The organism is Microbacterium sp. C-MGS6 (genome assembly GCF_058140415.1).
The window spans coordinates 280328-296723 of the sequence record NZ_CM176934.1; the positions used below are offsets into that span (position 1 = coordinate 280328).

The 16396-nt window shown below is 70.4% G+C and carries 14 protein-coding genes; 9 read left to right on the forward strand and 5 right to left on the reverse strand.

Annotated elements, in window-relative coordinates:
- Nucleotides 1-97 precede the first annotated feature (97 nt).
- A complete protein-coding gene (locus AC3B5L_RS01370) occupies nt 98-1114 on the reverse strand; it encodes an ABC transporter ATP-binding protein (RefSeq protein ID WP_490096123.1) in 1017 nt (338 codons plus the stop codon).
- A 38-nt stretch (nt 1115-1152) separates the two neighbouring features.
- Nucleotides 1153-2226, reverse strand: a complete 1074-nt coding sequence (locus AC3B5L_RS01375; RefSeq protein ID WP_490096124.1) for an extracellular solute-binding protein — start codon at nt 2224-2226, stop codon at nt 1153-1155.
- A 216-nt stretch (nt 2227-2442) separates the two neighbouring features.
- Here AC3B5L_RS01375 and AC3B5L_RS01380 point away from each other — a divergent pair, with 216 nt between their 5' ends.
- Both AC3B5L_RS01380 and AC3B5L_RS01385 read left to right on the forward strand, forming a co-directional pair.
- Nucleotides 2443-3096, forward strand: a complete 654-nt coding sequence (locus AC3B5L_RS01380) for a hypothetical protein (RefSeq protein ID WP_490096125.1) — start codon at nt 2443-2445, stop codon at nt 3094-3096.
- A 412-nt stretch (nt 3097-3508) separates the two neighbouring features.
- Complete coding sequence (locus tag AC3B5L_RS01385; RefSeq protein ID WP_490096126.1) at nt 3509-4852, forward strand: HNH endonuclease signature motif containing protein; 1344 nt, start codon at nt 3509-3511, stop codon at nt 4850-4852.
- Nucleotides 4853-4919: 67 nt separating this feature from the next.
- Here AC3B5L_RS01385 and AC3B5L_RS01390 read toward each other — a convergent pair whose 3' ends face one another.
- The 3 genes from AC3B5L_RS01390 to AC3B5L_RS01400 all read right to left on the reverse strand — a co-directional run bounded on the left by AC3B5L_RS01390 (nt 4920) and on the right by AC3B5L_RS01400 (nt 8920).
- The gene (locus tag AC3B5L_RS01390; protein WP_490096127.1) at nt 4920-6521 is read right to left on the reverse strand and encodes a glycosyltransferase family 2 protein; all 1602 of its coding nucleotides are present in this window, start codon (nt 6519-6521) and stop codon (nt 4920-4922) included.
- Between the two features lie 129 nt (nt 6522-6650).
- Nucleotides 6651-8153, reverse strand: coding sequence for a DUF4127 family protein (locus AC3B5L_RS01395; protein WP_490096128.1), 1503 nt, complete (start codon nt 8151-8153; stop codon nt 6651-6653).
- A 50-nt stretch (nt 8154-8203) separates the two neighbouring features.
- Entirely contained in the window at nt 8204-8920 is a 717-nt protein-coding gene (locus tag AC3B5L_RS01400) for a GntR family transcriptional regulator (RefSeq protein ID WP_259951856.1), read from the reverse strand.
- 127 nt (nt 8921-9047) lie between these two features.
- On the opposite strand from AC3B5L_RS01400, the gene AC3B5L_RS01405 reads away from it, so the two are divergent.
- From AC3B5L_RS01405 to AC3B5L_RS01435, 7 genes are all read left to right on the forward strand, one after another.
- Nucleotides 9048-10337 (forward strand): ABC transporter substrate-binding protein, encoded by a 1290-nt coding sequence (locus AC3B5L_RS01405; RefSeq protein WP_490096129.1) that lies wholly within the window; start codon nt 9048-9050, stop codon nt 10335-10337.
- Between the two features lie 10 nt (nt 10338-10347).
- Entirely contained in the window at nt 10348-11316 is a 969-nt protein-coding gene (locus tag AC3B5L_RS01410) for a carbohydrate ABC transporter permease (RefSeq protein WP_292793505.1), read from the forward strand.
- A complete protein-coding gene (locus AC3B5L_RS01415) occupies nt 11303-12169 on the forward strand; it encodes a carbohydrate ABC transporter permease (protein ID WP_085604539.1) in 867 nt (288 codons plus the stop codon). The genes AC3B5L_RS01410 and AC3B5L_RS01415 overlap by 14 nt, the downstream gene beginning before the upstream one ends.
- Nucleotides 12166-12849, forward strand: coding sequence for an N-acetylmannosamine-6-phosphate 2-epimerase (locus AC3B5L_RS01420; RefSeq protein WP_292793500.1), 684 nt, complete (start codon nt 12166-12168; stop codon nt 12847-12849). The genes AC3B5L_RS01415 and AC3B5L_RS01420 overlap by 4 nt, the downstream gene beginning before the upstream one ends.
- Nucleotides 12846-13757, forward strand: a complete 912-nt coding sequence (locus tag AC3B5L_RS01425) for an ROK family protein (RefSeq protein WP_259951866.1) — start codon at nt 12846-12848, stop codon at nt 13755-13757. Before AC3B5L_RS01420 ends, AC3B5L_RS01425 begins: the two co-directional genes overlap by 4 nt.
- Nucleotides 13758-13828: 71 nt before the next feature.
- On the forward strand, nt 13829-14452 hold the full coding sequence (locus AC3B5L_RS01430; protein WP_187663001.1) for a PadR family transcriptional regulator: 624 nt from the start codon (nt 13829-13831) through the stop codon (nt 14450-14452).
- A gap of 45 nt (nt 14453-14497) precedes the next feature.
- Nucleotides 14498-16267 (forward strand): ABC1 kinase family protein, encoded by a 1770-nt coding sequence (locus tag AC3B5L_RS01435; protein WP_259951869.1) that lies wholly within the window; start codon nt 14498-14500, stop codon nt 16265-16267.
- Nucleotides 16268-16396: the final 129 nt, after the last annotated feature.

The following is a 16396-nucleotide window of genomic DNA, read 5'->3' on the forward strand; positions in this document are numbered from 1 at the left end:
CGCCTCGGCCGCCTCGGTCGTCAGCGCGCCGGGGGTGTCGGTCATCGCCGCGGACGGCGGAGGCACCGGGCGGGAGTCGTTCTGCGGAGCGCTCATGTCACGCCGCCGGGTACTGCAGGATCCACCGCGGATCGACGTCGATGCGCACGGCATCACCGACGTCCCAGCGGTGCGCGCTCGCCGCGGCCGGCACGCTCACCCGGAGCGTCGCGTCGGCAGCCGACACCGTATAGACGCTGTGACTGCCGTGGTACGTGCGCTCGGCGACGGTGCCGTCGAGTGACGCCGTGCCGCCGGCGGTGGCCTCGGACGGCGCCAGGTGCAGCTTCTCCGGCCGCACGTAGCTCTCGGCCGTAGCATCGAGGCCAGCGCCGATCGCGATGAGCTGCGCGGGCGTGAGGCGGTTGTTCTCGCCGATGAACCGGCAGACGAACGGCGTCGCGCTGCGGTCGTAGATCTCCTCCGGCGTGCCCACCTGCTGCAGGGTCCCGGCGTCGAGCACGGCGATCCGGTCGCTGAGGGTGAGCGCCTCCTCCTGGTCGTGCGTGACGTACACGGTGGTCACGCCGACCTCGTGCTGCAGCTCCTTGAGCTGTTCGCGCAGCTGCACGCGGAGCTTGGCGTCGAGGTTCGACAGCGGCTCGTCGAGCAGCAGGATGCTGGGGGTGAGCGCGAGCGCCCGGGCGATGGCGACGCGCTGCTGCTGACCGCCGGACAGTTCCGCCACGTTCTTCTCGAGCTGCGACGCGGCGAGCCCGGTGCGGTCGGCGACCTCGTCCACGCGCCGCCGCTGCTCGGCCTTCGACACCTTCTGCACCGAGAGGCCGAACGCGATGTTCTCCCGTACGTTCATGCTCGGGAACAGCGCGTAGTTCTGGAACACCATGCCCACGCCGCGCTTCTCGCTCGGCACCCGGGTCACGTCGCGACCGGCGATGTGGATGCGGCCGCCGGTGGGCTCGATGAACCCCGCGAGCGTGCGCAGGGCGGTGGTCTTGCCGCATCCGGACGGACCCAGGAGGGTGAAGAACTCACCCTCCTGGATCTCCAGATCGAGGTGCGAGACCGCACGGTGGTCGCCGAACACGACCTCGACGTCGTCGAAACGGATCATCGTCTTCTCTCTCTGCCGGAGCGGCGGGACGGCTCGGCTCAGCCGATGTACTCGAGCGTGACCTTCTCGACCCAGGCGCCGAGGTTCTCGCTCACGAAGCCGAAGTCGATGTCCTGACGGTCGAGCGTGCCCATGAGCTCGACGACCTCGGGGTTGGCCTTCTCGACCGCGCCCTCGTTCACCGGCATGGCATTGAACTCCGCGGCGAACTCGCCCTGGACCTCGGCGCTGCCGAACCAGTCGATGAACTCCTGCGCCTTCTCCTCGTTGTCCGTGCCGTTGATCTGCGCGATCTGCTCGGTCACGTAGGGGACGCCGTACGCGGGAACGATCATGCCCGTGCTGGTGCCGTACTCCTCGTCGCGGGCGGAGATGCCGCTCGACGGCAGCACGCCGTAGTCCACCTCGTCGCGGGTGATGCGGGCGTAGAGGTCGGTGCCCTCCACAGCGGGGGAGCCGTTGGCGTAGTACGACTTCACCAGGTCCCAGCCCTCGTCGCTCACGCCGAGGTCGCCGTCCTCGTCGAGGTGACGGGTGAGCATGCTGGCGAGCACGAGCTGCGGGGTGGCCTGGCCGAGCGCGGGGTTGACCTCGTAACGGCCGGCGAACTCCTCGTCGGTGTACAGGTCGTCCGGGTCCGCCGGAGCGTCGCTGATGCGGTTCTCGTCGTAGACCGTGACGATCGCCTGCTCCACGAGCGGCCAGAACGCGCCGTCCTTCGGGTCGCCGGCGTCTGCGGGGACCTCGCCGCTCCAGCTCGGTTCGTAGGCCGTGATGGCCTCTTCCGTCTTGAGCTGCTCGAAGAACATGTTGTTCAGGCCGAAGACCACGTCGCCGACGGGGTTGTTCTTCTCCGCGATGATGCGGTTCGTCAGGTCGGCGCCGCCGAGGCCCACGATCTCGATGTCGATGCCCGCGTCCGCCGCCTTCTCGGTGATCCACTCACCGCGGCCGTCGCTGTTCGAGTTCGTGTAGACGATGAGGGTGTCGCCGTCGCTGCCGCCGCCGTCGCCCGCGTCTCCGTCGCCGCCCGCTGTGCATCCGGTGAGCGCGATCGCCGCCGCGGCCGTCAATCCGATGAGCGCCCAGCGCCTCTGCTGCCTGTCGGCCATGTTCGTCCCTTTCTCGCCTTCGAGGTGTGTCGATGCGACACTACCGGTTCTTGTGGTGAAGGCACAAAGATTGTCTGGTTTCGTGAGCGCGGTCGCGCGTCCGCATTCAAGGTAGGCGCGCGGCGTGAACGCGAGGATGCGACGAGGTGAACAGGTGCGATTCGTGAATGTCATCCATTAGTTGACGCTCACGAGCTCGGCCCATAGGCTCGCTTCATGGATGGATCATCGACCAGCGGCTTGTCGCTCGCCGACCTCGCCTCCCTCGTCGACGCTGGCGGACGAGAAGCGCCGTCTCGCTCGGATGACGAGGTTCTGATGATCCGTCAGGCCGACGAGTTGGTCCGGCGTTCGCGTGAGCGCTTGCAGGAGTCGGTCTCCACCGCGCGCTCGCATGGCGTCTCGTGGCAAGAGATCGGCGCCACGCTCGGCGTGAGCCGACAAGCAGCGTTCAAGCGATTCGGCACCAAGGGTGAGGCAGGGATGATGGCATCGCCCGTGACAGACCTCTCGGATCGCACGAGCGCGGTATTCGCACACCTGGATGCCGGCGACTACGAGGCTGTGCGAGCACACATGACGTACGCCTGCGGTCGCGCGCTGACCAAGCGCAAACTGATGAGCGTGTGGGACCAGATCCGGAGTGACACCGGCCGCCTCGAAGCCTGCGTCGATTCGACGGTACAGACGGCGGACGGCAGCACGCCGCTGAGCACGCTCGCCAACCGACACCTGAGTAACGGAGCGATCGTGCAGGTGACCCTGCACCACGAGGCCGGAGAGTGGATCGGCCGCGTTGCCTACAACGGCTTCGGCAAGATCACGGGCATCCTCATCGCCCCACCGGGGTCTCGCGACCTGCCGTTCTAGACTCGTTCCACACCTGCGGCGACCTCGTCTCGCTTGTCGCGGATTCCAACCCTCCTGTTCCTGCGACGCAGTTCGCTGCGGACGACGCCGGTCGCGTAGCGCGGTCAGCCCGCAGCGCGAGGGACCGATGCCATGACCGGGCGGCTCCACCTCCTGCCAGGGCAGGTTCTCGTGGTGCGACCCCACCCCCTCTGTCCTGCTCGGGATGCGTGATGTTCGTCGCGTGCTGATGCCCACGCGCGATCGTCGCACCGATCGACACGGCCCAGGCAATCTTTACCGCCGCGACTGCCGCCCGGCCCCGCTCTTCGACGTGTAGGGGCGGGCAGGAGGAGCGGCAGACCGCGGCAGAATGCCGGCATGCATTCGAACATAACTTCGAAAGTTGAGGCCTGCCGAGATAGAATGAAGCATGTCGAAAACGTCCGGACTGCGCGAGGCGATGGATCGCCTCGACGAGGCGTGGGGCGCCGCGGGCGATGTCGCCGAACTCTCCCGCGTGCAGCTCGTCGAGGTGGCCGACGCGATCGGACTTCTGCAGCGCCGGCTCGATGCGATCCACGTCGACGTGGCCGCCGGCATCGCCCGGGAGTCGCGCGCGGAGCTCGGGGCCGACAGCTTGGCGAAGCAACGCGGGTACCGCACGGCGGCGAAGCTCATCGCCGCGACGACGGGCATCTCGACGGCGGGGGCGCAGCGCCTGGTGAAGGTCGGAGAGGCGACCGCGCCGCGGAGCGATCTGCTCGGCGCACCGCTGCCCGCGCGGTATCCGCTCCTCCGGGAAGCACTCGCGTCGGGTGTGCTCGGAGCGCCGGCGATCGGTCTCCTCGTCGCTCTCCTCGATCGCTGCCGCGTGGCGGCCGGTGTGGAGCGCATCGCCGAGGCGGAACGCGTGCTGACCGCCGCAGCCGAAGGGCTCGAGCTTGATGCGGTGCGCAAGCTCGTCCTCCGCGCCGAAGCGTGGCTCGACCCCGACGGCGTAGCGCCGCGGGCGGAGGAACAGCGCGGTCGGCGCGGACTGCGCATCTTCGAACGTGACGGCATGGTGCATCTGCACGCGCAGCTCGATGCCGAGTCCGCTGCGCCGGTCGTCACCGCGATCCGCGGGCACGTGTCTGCCGTGTTCGCCGCCCGCCTCGAAGCCCCCGATGCGGAGTCGCCCGACGCGGATCGGCGCTCCGTCGCGATGATCCAGGCCGATGCGCTGTCCCTCTTCTGCGCGCACGCGCTCGGGTGCGAGGGCGATCGGGTGCCGCTCGCCGGGGCGACGGTGATCGTTCGGGTATCGCTGGACGATCTGCAGGCGGGAACCGGGTCGGCGACGGTCGACGGGCTCGACCAGGTGATCGACATCGGCGCCGCGCGGCGGATGGCGGCCAGCGGGGGCGTCCTCCCCTGCGTCCTCGGCGGTGCGAGCGAGGTTCTGGACTGGGGCCGCGAGAAGCGCCTCTTCACCCGAGCCCAGCGGCTGGCCCTCGCCGAGCGGGATGGCGGGTGCGCCATGTGCGGGCTCCCGCCCGGGATGACGAAGGCTCACCACCTCCGCTGGTGGCAGCGAGATCGAGGTCCGACCGATCTCTCGAACGGGATCCTGCTCTGCGAGACCTGCCACCACCGTATCCACGACAACGGGTGGGAGATCGTGATCGAGGGTTCCGGCGTGACCGGCCGACCGTGGTTCCTTCCGCCGCGGTGGGTCGACCCTCAGCGCACACCGCGGCTGGGCGGACGGGCGCGCTTCGATGTCGCAGCGTGACTGGGATCGCGCGGGCGTCAGCGCGTGTGGAGGGATCTGCTGCGTGGACGGATCTGTCGGTGGGGGATCAGCGGCGAAGTCGGGAGCGGACGCGGCGGGCGGCTCGTGCGAGGGCGTCGCGCCAGGCGCCGCCCGGCCACTCGCGGCGCAGCCGCAGGCTGCCGTCCTCGTTCCGTACGAGCTCGACCCGACGGCCCGCGAGAAGCGGGGACCTGCCGAGGTGTGCCGTCACGTCGGGCGCCGCTGTCAGCGGGGCGGTGAACATCCACCCGGCGTAGCGGACGGCGACGGTGAGGTCGGCGTCGCGAGCGCCGTCCTCGCGGAACGCCTTCATCGGGTCCAGGGCGATGGGCACCGCGTCGAGGCGCTTCGGGCGTCGGCCGCCGATCTTGCGCTCCGAGCCTGCCGTCGACTCCGGCGCCTGTCCGGGGGTCGGCGTATCCCGCGCGACGAGGTCGACGCGGTCAGCGCGACGCTCCTTGCGAGCGTTGAGCAGCCCGGAGGGGAGGTCTTCGGTCGCCGACGGGGGCAGGGAGACCAGCCGGTCGGCGGAACCGACGGTCTCGAACACGAACGCCTCCTCGCCGTCCCGGAGCAGACGGACGCGCACGGTGAGCTGCAACCCGCCGCGCGACCAGCGCGCCGCGGTCACGGTGGCCGTGCAGGTCGTGTCCGCCTCGAACGCGGCGAAGGCGAGCAGGTCATCCCGGCGGTCGGCGCGCAGCAGAGCCGCCCGGATGCGCTGCGGGAACGACAGCCCCGCATCCACGCCGGGGCCGAATCGACGCTGCGCGAGCGGCACCACCACGTCCAGCAGGCGGTCGCGGTACTCCGTCGGGTACTTCACCATCCGTCGTCCGGCGATCCGGTTGAGGATCTTGCCGCGGAACCAGTGCCGCAGCAGCCGGTCGCGCACCTTCCCGGGCTCCGTGTTCGCCTCGACGACATCGAGCACGGTCTCCAGGTGCGGGAAGTACGACTCGGGGTCGATGCGCGACGAGCTCGCACTCCCCGGCTCCTTCACCCACGCGTAGCAGGGCTCGCTCGCGAGCACCGAGATCGTGTCGGCGGCGAAGTACGCCTGCATCACGAAAAGGTGGTCCTCGAGTCGCACCTTGCCATCCGGGAAGCGGATGCTGTGCTCGCGGAGGAACGCCGTCCGGAACATCTTGTGCGGCGTCAGCATCTCCAGGATCGGGTCCTCGCCGAGCACCGCGTGCGGGATGTCGCGCTGGAAGATCTTGGCGGGCAGCTTCCGTCCGATGCCCACCTCCTTGCCGACCACGACGTCCGACCCGTGCTCATCGGCGTAGTCGCACAGCCGCTCGAGTGCGCGCGGGTACAGCCAGTCGTCCTGGTCCACGAACTGCACGTACGTCCCTCTGGCCTCCTCGACGCCGCGGTTGCGCGGAGTACCGGGCCAGCCGGAGTGCGGCAGCGACAGCACGCGTACATGAGGGCGATCCTTCGCGATGCTCTCCAGCCGCGCGGCCGTCTCCTCCCCGGAGCCGTCGTCGCAGAGCAGGACCTCGAAGGCCTCCCGGTCCAGCGTCTGGGCGTCGAGCGAGGCGATGAGGTCGTCGAACGACGCCTTCGGCCGGAACACCGGCACCACCACACTCACCCGCACTCGGCTGCCCGCCGCCTCGTGCCCGGTCGTACTGCTCATGGACGCCGTCCCCCCTGTGGTCGTACCCGGCTCGAATCTCCCCCGCCGGAGGTTCCAGCCAACCATCCCTTCCTGTGGAGCGCGCCAGGCTCGCGGCGGTCGCGGGTGTATGCCGGTGCCGCGGAGGAGTCAGCGCAGGGTGAGACCGATCTCGAACGAGCGCCGCCAGGGGAGGGTCAGCTCCTCGATCCGCACGTCGTCGGCGGGCAGCATCGACTCCAGCAAGCCCGTCAGCTCGGCGCGGATGACGCGCTCCGCCGTCGCGACCTGCGCATCGTCGGCCATCGGATAGATGTCAGGGAAGAGGGACGGCCCCGCATCCGTGCGCACCACGGCCTGGTAGGCGAAGTCGTCGAGCAGGCGTGTCAGCAGGGCGATCCGCGCGGCGCGGTCGTCGAAGGAACCCGAGGCCCGACCGACGACGCCGGCGGCGGCCACCGCGACGACGCTGCCGAGCGTGTTCCCGGCGGTGTTCCACCCGCCGAAAGCCTCCAGGCGGCCGAGCAGTCCGGCCTCGGCGAGCGCGCGCACGAGCGCCTCGTCCGCGCCGTTCGGGTACCGCACATCCGCCAGGGCGACGTGCTCCCCGGCGTCCAGACGCTCCCGCACGAGAGCGACCGTCCCCGCGACGGCGTCCGCATCGACGACCTCGGGCCGCCCGCGGAACATGTCGTGCCGGTCGGGATCGGGGGCGTGCAGCACGAGGGTGACGTCGCCTCCGGTGGCGACCTCCTCGGCGCCGGCCGCGCGGATCTGCCGGCTCGCCGACGCTGCGAGCGACATGTTCTCGTACGGCGGGACGCGCTCCATGCCGTCGGCGTCCGCGCACGCCACCGAGAACGAGGCGATCACCCCGGCGTTCGCCGCCAGGGCCCGGGCGACGAGCGCGGCGCCCACCTCGTCGGCACCGGGGTACATCAGCACGCGACGGCCCGACGGCAGCATCCGCATCCAGTGCCGGAGCCACACCTGCTCCGCGCTGCCCGCCGCGAAGGGGGCGGTGTCGTCGGCGGTGATCGCCAGGAAGTCCAGGGTCTCGTCCTCCACGAGGCCCAGTGTGGAGAGGTTCACGATGTGGTTGCGCAGCCGTCGAGACGAGTAGTCGGAGACGACCTCGGCGGGCACCGGAGTCAGGTCGTCCAGCGGCAGCACCTCGGTCTCGCCGAGCAGTCGGTGCGCGTCGCCGCCGAGTGCGTGGATCTCCTTGCCGTGCTCCGTCCAGTAGGTCGGCTCCTCGGCGGCGGAGTAGGAGTTGCTCGCGCGGGTCACCAGCGACACCGCCGAGATGGGCAGATCGGGCCGCATCCGCCGCACCTCGCGCAGCACGTCGAGGCGCGCCAGCACGTCGCGGGTGGTGTCGTCGCTCGTGCGGCTCGCGATGAGCCCGCCGTAGAGGAGCATGTCCACCGAGACGACCAGGTGCACCGTCGCGGGGTCGGCCGCCCGCTCCCGCAGCCACCCGCCCAACGCGTCGGCGTCGCCCGCGGTCCGGTACGAGGGGAGGATCTCGGCGGGCGGGACGTCGAGGGTCACTCCGGCGACGGCCGCGACGTCACCCGGGAGCTTGACGTTCACCGGCCGATCGTCGAGGGGGAGCAGCGCGATGCGCGGGCGGAGGGTCGGGTCGGACACGAGGAGCCTTTCGTCGGTGAAGGGGATCGCAGGTCGGGAGTCGTCGGGGATCAGGGACGGGCGATGGAGACGAGGTACGAGTAGCGGTCGCCGCGGTACACCGACTCGGCGTACTCGATCGGGCGGCTGCGGGCGTCATAGGTCGTGCGCTTCACGAGGAAGGCGGGGGAGAACGGCGGCGTCTGCAGCGCGGCGGCCTGCTCCTCGTCGAGCACGACCGCGTGGATCTCCTGGTCGGCGCGCACGGCGGTGATGCCGAACCGGGTGCGCAGGTCGTCGTAGAGCGAGTCGCCCACGATGCCGTCCTCCAGGCCCGGCACGGCGTCGGCCGCGATCGAGCAGACCTCCAGGCAGATCGGGATGTCGTCGGCGGTCCGGACGCGGCGGATCCGCACGACGGGGGACTGCGGGCTGAGGTTCAGGGCGTACCCTGCGGTCTGCCCGGCCGCCGCGGTGCCGACGTCGACGGAGAGGGAGCCCGGTCGCATGTTCCGGGCGAGCATGTCCTCCGAGAACGAGGTCAGCTCGAAGGCCTTGCTGATCCGCGAGGCGCTCACGAACGTGCCCGCCCCCTGCAGCCGATACACCAGTCCGTCCCGTTCGAGCTCGTCGAGGGCGCGACGCACGGTCTGCCGGTTCACCTCGAGCGACTCCGCGAGCTCGCGCTCCGTGGGCAGCTTCTCGTGGGGTGCGAGGCCCTGGTCGATGACCTGCTCCAGATGCCGCCGCACGCGTTCGTGCTTCGTGACGCCCTCGATCGCCGACATGATTCCCCCTCGTTTGGACTAACCCAATCTTGACGATCACCCCGGTTTGTGTCAATGTCTCCTCTCAGCGGTTCTTAATTGGTCTATTCCAATCCTTTGCACGGTCAACGATGAGCGGAGAATCCCCATGCACGTGAAGCACAACATGCGCCGACGCGTCCTGGTCGCCGGGGCGCTGGGCACGGCGACGGTCGTCGCCCTGAGCGGCTGCGCCGGCGGCGGCGGCGACGCGGACCGCCCCACCGAGATCACGTTCTCGTACCTGTGGGGAGGAGAGGAGGCGAAGGCGCTGGAGGCGATCATCGCCGACTTCAACGCCAGTCAGGACGACATCGTCGTCAAGGGCGTCTCCAGCCCCGACACCCAGAAGCAGCTCACGTCGATGTCGTCGTCGAACGGCTCCTTCGACATCTCCGACAACTTCGGCAACACCGTCGGGGCCTGGGCCTCGAAGGGCATCCTCGCGCCGCTCGACGACGCGATCGCCGCCGAGGACATCGACGTCGACGACTTCGTCCCGAGCGCCATGGAGCAGATGACCTACGACGGCACGATCTACTCGCTGCCGATCGCGATCCACAGCTTCCAGCTCCTCTACAACCCGCAGCTGCTGGAGGAGGCCGGGGTCACCCCGCCGACGACGATGGACGAGCTCGCCGCCGCCATCCCGAAGCTCACCAAGAAGGACGCCTCGGGCAAGATCACGCAGCTCGGTCTCGGCTCGGCGAACGACAGCACCACCCTCACGACCCTCGGCTACGCGTTCGGCGGCAGCTGGGACGGCGAGGACGGCCCGACCCCCGCGGAAGGCGGCAACCTCGAGGCCCTGCAGTGGTACCAGGACAACGTGATCGAGCCGGTCGGCGCCGATGCCATGGCCACCTTCGTGTCCGGACAGGGCGAGTACCTCTCCGCACAGGACCCGTTCTTCAGCGGCCAGGTCGCCATGATCATCGACGGCGAGTGGCGGTCGGCCAGCGCCGCCAAGATCGCCCCCGACTTCGAGTGGGGCGTGACCGCGATCCCCGCCGCCTCGCCGGACCTGGAGAACAGCACGCAGGTCACCGCGAGCACCCTGTTCATCCCCGCGAACTCGAAGCACAAGGAGGAGGCGGCCACCTTCCTCGCCTACCTCGTGAGCGACGAGCCCATGGAGAAGTTCGCCGTCGCCCTCGGCAACCTCCCGGGCCGCTCCTCCCTCGCCGGCAGCGCCGCGTTCGACGAGCTGCAGGACTTCGGTGTCTGGGCGGAGGCCGCGTCCTCCCCGAACGCGAAGTCCCTGGCCAGCCGTCCGTACAGCGCCGAGTACGCGACGGACCTCGCGACCGCGTTCGACGAGGTCGTGCGGCTGACCGCCACCCCGGAGGAGGCGATCGCGACCGTCGAGGAGCGCATGGCCTCCTACACCTCGAAGTGAGCCGGTCCTCGTGACCACGGCAACAGCACCCCGGGTCCGGCAGGAGAACGCTCCTGCCGGACCCGGCGCTCCCGTCCGGCGGCGCCGCAGCCGCCGGACCACGATGATCGGCCTGGCTTTCGCGTCGCCGTTCATCGTCGGCTTCCTGTTCCTGTTCGCCTATCCGATCGCGGCGTCGGCGTACTACAGCTTCACCGACTTCAACCTGTTCCAGGCGCCCGAGTGGGTGGGACTGGACAACTACACCCAGCTGTTCGCCGACGGGGTGTTCTGGAAGTCCCTCGCCAACACGGCCGTGCTCACAGTGTTCGGCGTACCGCTCGCGATCGGCATCGCCCTGGCCGGTGCGCACCTGCTGAACACCCCGGTGCGGGGCCAGCCGCTGTATCGCGCGCTCGTGTATCTCCCGTCGATCGTGCCGGTCGTCGTCGGCGGCTACCTGTGGCGCTGGCTCCTGAACGCCCAGTACGGCTTCATCAACCACTTCCTCTCGTGGTTCGGCATCGAGGGACCGGCCTGGCTGCAGCAGCCGGAGTGGACGAAGCCCGCCATCATCCTCATGTCGCTGTGGACCGTGGGCGGCACCATGATCATCTACCTCGCCGCCCTGCAGGAGGTGCCGAAGGAGCTGTACGAGGCGGCCGAGCTCGACGGCGCGGGGGCGTGGCGTCGCTTCACGAACGTCACCTGGCCCACGGTCTCCCCGGTCACCCTGTTCCAGGTGATCGTGAGCATCATCGGGTTCCTGCAGATCTTCACGCAGCCCTACATCCTGTCGCAGGAGCGCCTGAATCAGGCGGGGTCGGGCCCGGGGCAGTCGATGCTCTCGTACGCGATGTACCTGTACCAGAACGCCTTCGTGTTCCTGAAGATGGGCTACGCCTCCGCCATGGCGTGGACGCTGTTCATCGTCACGCTCGTCGTGAGCCTCATCGTGCTCGCGACCTCGAGGAAGTGGGTCCACGATGGCGCACGCTGACATCTCCGCTCCGGTACGCCGCCCCCGTCGCACCCGCCGCACGCTCCGCCGCGTCCGGCAGCAGATCGCGGTGACGCTGCTCGCGCTGCTGTTCCTGTTCCCGTTGCTGGTGATGCTGTCGACGGCGTTCAAGACGCCCGGCGACGTGTTCTCCTCGCCGCCCACCCTGCTGCCCGCCGAGTGGACCACGGCCAACTTCGCCGAGGCGTTCGCGCAGATCCCGGTGTGGCGCTACCTCGCCAACACGCTCTTCGTCTCGGGCATGAGCATCCTCGGCACGGTCATCTCGTGTCCGCTCGTCGCCTACGCCCTCGCGAAGGTGAAGTGGCGCGGTGCCCGGCCGCTCCTGATCCTCGTGCTCGCCACGATGATGCTGCCGCCGCAGGTCACGCTGATCCCGCTGTTCCTCGTGTGGAACGGGCTGGAGGCGACGAACACCTACCTCCCGCTCATCGTCCCCGCGTTCCTGGGCACGCCGTTCTTCATCTTCATGATCCGGCAGTTCCTCCTCGCGGTACCGGACGAGCTCATCGAGGCCGCCCGTCTCGACGGCGCCTCGGAGTTCCGCACCTACGCGACGATCGTCCTTCCCCTGGCGCGTCCGGCCATCGTGACCGCCGCGATCTTCCAGTTCGTCTGGGCGTGGACCGACTTCCTAAATCCCCTCATCTACCTCAACGACCAGTCGACGTACACGCTGTCGATCGGTCTGTACGCCTTCTTCGGGGAGAACGACGTGGCCTGGGGGCCGCTCATGGCCGCGTGCGTGATGTTCACGCTCCCGGCCGTGGCGATCTTCCTCCTCGGTCAGAAGTTCTTCATCGGCGGCGCCAGTGCAGGAGCCCTCAAGTGACCCACGATTCCCTCGCTCTCCTCCGCGGCCGGCTCGTCGCCTCGGTCCAGGCGTCCACGGGCGCCCCCGCCAGGGACACCCACGTCATCGGTGCGCTCGCCGAGTCTGCGCTCCTCGGCGGCGCGAGCGGTCTGCGGCTCAACGGGCCGGAGGACATCCGCCGGGTGCGTCCGGTCACCGACGTGCCGATCATCGGACTCCACAAGATCTGGAACGGCGTCCGCAACGTCATCACCCCGGAGCTCGCGCTCGCCACGGGACTCGCAGAAGCTGGAGCCGACATCATCGCGGTGGACGCCACGACGGAGCAGCTCGGCACGGACTTCCGGCTCATCGGGGAGATCGCCGCGGCGACGGGGCGACCGGTGATGGCCGACGTGTCGACGGTCGCGGAGGGCGAGCGCGCATGGGCGGCGGGGGCAGCGGTCGTCGGCACGACCCTGTCCGGCTACACCCCGCACTCGCCGCGCCAGGACGAACCGGACCTCGACCTCGTGGCCGCGCTCGCCGCCGCGGGGATCCCGGCCATCGCCGAGGGGCGCTACCAGACCCCTGCGCAGGTACGAGCGGCCTTCGATGCCGGAGCCTTCGCCGTCGTCGTGGGTGGGGCGATCACCGATCCCATCGCCCTCACCCGCCGCTTCGTCGCCGCGACGCCGGCCGCCACGGAGCGGGCGTGATCGTCGGGGTCGACATCGGCGGCACGAAGATCGCCGTCGCCGGGTTCCGGCAGGAGCCGGACGGCGGGCGCCGTCGCGTCACCGCCGTGCGCACCCTGTCCACTCCGGCCAGGGAGGGCGGCGAGGCCATCGTGCGGGCGGTCGTCGATGCGATCGACATGGTCCGCGGTGCGGAGCGGGTCGCGGCGGTCGGTGTGGGCACCGCCGGGGTCGTCGATCAGGACGGCGGCATCACCTCGGCGACCGATGCGATCAGCGGCTGGGCGGGCTTCCCGCTGCGCGCGGCGCTCATCCACGCCCTCGATGTGCCGGTGGCGGTCGTGAACGACGTGCACGCGGCGGCGGTCGCGGAGGCCGCGGCAGGGGCGGGTCGGGGAGCGTGCGGGCTGTTGATGGTCACCGTCGGCACCGGCATCGGCGGAGCCGTCGTGCTCCCGGACGGTCTCCGCGCGGGCGTGACCGGCACGGCGGGGTCGGTCGGGCACACCGAACTGGTCCTCCCTCCGGAGCTGGCCGGGCGTCGCTGCGGCTGCGGAGGAGTCGGACACGTCGAAGCCGTCGCCTCCGGCCCCGGGCTGGAGCAGACGTACCGGGAGCGCACGGGCACGGCGCTCACGCTGCGGGAGGTGGACGCGGCCGCTCGCGCCGGTGACGCGGTCGCCGAGGAGGTGATCGCGGAGGGGGCGCGGTTCCTCGGTCGCGCGCTGGCCGGGGCGCAGGCGCTTCTCGACGTCGAGGTGATCGCGGTCGGCGGCGGTGTGGCGGCCATCGGGGAGCGCTATCTCGCCGAGGTCGCCCGCGCGTACCGGGCGGCGGCGATGCCGGGGCCGACGGCAGCCCGCGTGCGACCCGCGGAGCTCGGGATCGATGCGACCGTCACCGGGGCTGCGCTGCTCGCGCCGGTCTGAGTCCGGATTCCCACCCCGCGCTCAGCGTTAACGATATATCGTTGAGTATCGTTCACGACTGGGAGGTCATCATGAACAACGCATTCCCCTCCACCCCGTTCGGCGGGAACAGCAACGGCAGCAACAGCGGCGATTTCGTCGGCGGCCTCGGCAATCTCTTCGGCGGCTCGCAGGGTCCGGCCGGAGCGCTGTTCGAGGCGATGGACCAGCTGCGCAAGTCGTTCGAGTCGCGCCCCTCCGGCGGATCCCGCATGGCCCGCGGTGACGTGCGCGCCGCCGTCCTCTCGCTTCTCGTCGAGCGACCGATGCACGGCTACCAGATCATCAACGAGATCGCCGAGCGCAGCGGCGGCACCTGGAAGCCGAGCGCCGGTTCCGTCTACCCGACGCTCCAGCTCCTCGCCGACGAGGGCCTGATCGAGGCCGAGGAGCAGAACGGCCGCAAGACCTACGCTCTCACCGAGGCCGGCCGTGCCGTCGCCGCGGAGAGCACCGAGACCCCGCCGTGGGTGCCGTCCTCCGACAAGGACCGCAGCCGCGACGCCCGCTACAGCGCCCTGCCCAAGGCCGGGGTCGACCTCGCCGCCGCGGCCGCGCAGGTCGGGCGCAGCGGCTCGCCGGAGCAGGTGCAGCAGGCCATCGAGGTGCTCGACGAGGCCCGCCGTAGGCTGTACACGATCCTCGCCCAGGACTGACCGCGTCGTGCGGCGTCCGGCGCGGAACGGCGGAAGGATGACGCGATGACGGCAGCGGCGGCACAGGGTCCTCACCGAGCCCGGTACCGCCGCATCCTGTCCTTCGCGAGCCGTGAGTTCGTGGCGATCTGGTGGTTCGAGCTCGTCCTTCCGCGGTTCGGGCTGCGTGGTGTCGCCGAGCGTACCCGCGCCCGCCGCATGCAGCGGTTCGCGCGGCGGTTCCATGCGCTCGCCGTCGATCTCGGCGGCCTCATGATCAAGGTCGGGCAGTTCATGTCCTCGCGCCTCGACGTGCTGCCGCCCGAGATCACGGCGGAGCTGGAGGGGCTGCAGGACGAGGTCCCGGCCGTGCCCACGCCGCAGATCCGGGCGCTCGCGGAGGCCGAGCTGGGCATGCCGCTCGAGCGTGTGTACACCTGGTTCGACGACACCCCGGTTGCGGCCGCATCCCTCGGCCAGGTGCACCGCGCCCGCCTCTCGTCGCTCGATGCCGAGGACACCGGGCTCGACGAGGTCGTGGTCAAGGTGCAGCGCCCTGGCATCGACGAGATCGTCGCCGTCGACCTCGCCGCCCTCCGCCGGGTCGCGCGGTGGTTGACCCGGGTCCGGATCGTCGCCGACCGGGTGGACACCCCCGCCCTCGTCGAGGAGTTCGCCGTGACGAGCCTCGAGGAGATCGACTACCTCCACGAGGCCCGCAGCGCCGAGCGGTTCCGCGAGAACTTCGCCGACGACCCGCGTGTGGCCGCCCCCGAGATCGTCTGGGAGCGTACGACCCGCCGGGTGCTCACGCTGTCCGACGTGACCGCGATCAAGATCAACGACACCGCGGCTCTCCGAGCGGCAGGCATCGACCCCTCCGCGGTCGCGGATGCCTTCGCCGAGGTCATGTTCGACCAGGTCTTCACGCACCGGTTCGTGCATGCCGACCCGCACCCCGGCAACATCTTCGTCACGCCGGTCCCTTCGACGAGCTCAGGGACCCAGGGCGGCTCAGGAGCCCAGAGCGGCTCAGGAGCCCAGGGCGGCTCAGGGGCCCAGGGCGGCTCAGGAGCTCAGGGGGGCTTCCGGCTCACGTTCATCGACTTCGGCATGATGGCCGAGGTCTCCGACAACCTCCGGCAGGGACTGCGGACGCTGCTCATCGCGGTGACCGCGCGGGACAGCCGGGGCCTGGTCCGCGCCGCGAAGGAGATCGGCGTGCTCCTGCCGACCGCCGACACCGGCGAGCTGGAGCGGGCGCTGACGGCCCTCTTCGCGCGCTTCGGGGGGATGGGCTTCGCGGAACTGAGCCGCGTGGACCCGCGGGAGTTCACCGACTTCGCCGAGGAGTTCGGCGACATGGTGCGCCGGCTCCCGCTGCAGCTCCCCGAGGACATGCTGCTCCTCATCCGGGCCGTGTCCCTCACCTCCGGCATGTGCAGCGCCCTGAACCCGGCGTTCAACGTGTGGGACGCGGCCGAGCCGTATGCCGCGCGGCTGCTCCGGGACGAGTCCGGCACCCTCATGCAGGACATGGCGGAACAGGCGATGGCGAACGCGGCCACGACCTGGCGGCTCCCGAAGCGCATCGACGACATCATCACCCGCGTCGACGACGGCAATGTGTCCTTCGACACCTCCCGCCTGGAGCGGCGGCTCGACCGGCTGGAGGGCATCGCGCGACGGATCGCCTCCGGGGTCCTGTTCGCGGCGATGCTCGTGGGCGGGGCGCTGCTCGTCGATCCGCTCCCACCGTTGGGCATCACGCTGCTGTGGGTGTCGGTGCTGCCGCTGCTCGGCGCCCTCTTCCTGGGTCGCCGCCGCCCCCGCTGACCCCGCGCTGACCCCGCGCTGACCCGCCCGACGGCCCCGCGAGAACAGGCGCTCGCGCGGGATCAGGCGCTCTCGTGCGGGAGCGCCTGATCTCCCGCGTTCGCCTGAGCCCGCGCAGGTGGAAAGATG

Excerpts from the sequence above, each read along its gene's own strand:
- AC3B5L_RS01405 (WP_490096129.1), top strand. The coding sequence starts at position 9,048 with ATGCACGTGAAGCACAACATGCGCCGACGCGTCCTGGTCGCCGGGGCG.
- AC3B5L_RS01435 (WP_259951869.1), top strand. The coding sequence starts at position 14,498 with ATGACGGCAGCGGCGGCACAGGGTCCTCACCGAGCCCGGTACCGCCGC.
- AC3B5L_RS01385 (WP_490096126.1), top strand. The coding sequence starts at position 3,509 with ATGTCGAAAACGTCCGGACTGCGCGAGGCGATGGATCGCCTCGACGAG.
- AC3B5L_RS01380 (WP_490096125.1), top strand. The coding sequence starts at position 2,443 with ATGGATGGATCATCGACCAGCGGCTTGTCGCTCGCCGACCTCGCCTCC.
- AC3B5L_RS01375 (WP_490096124.1), bottom strand. The coding sequence starts at position 2,226 with ATGGCCGACAGGCAGCAGAGGCGCTGGGCGCTCATCGGATTGACGGCC.
- AC3B5L_RS01415 (WP_085604539.1), top strand. The coding sequence starts at position 11,303 with ATGGCGCACGCTGACATCTCCGCTCCGGTACGCCGCCCCCGTCGCACC.
- AC3B5L_RS01400 (WP_259951856.1), bottom strand. The coding sequence starts at position 8,920 with ATGTCGGCGATCGAGGGCGTCACGAAGCACGAACGCGTGCGGCGGCAT.
- AC3B5L_RS01390 (WP_490096127.1), bottom strand. The coding sequence starts at position 6,521 with ATGAGCAGTACGACCGGGCACGAGGCGGCGGGCAGCCGAGTGCGGGTG.
- AC3B5L_RS01370 (WP_490096123.1), bottom strand. The coding sequence starts at position 1,114 with ATGATCCGTTTCGACGACGTCGAGGTCGTGTTCGGCGACCACCGTGCG.
- AC3B5L_RS01430 (WP_187663001.1), top strand. The coding sequence starts at position 13,829 with ATGAACAACGCATTCCCCTCCACCCCGTTCGGCGGGAACAGCAACGGC.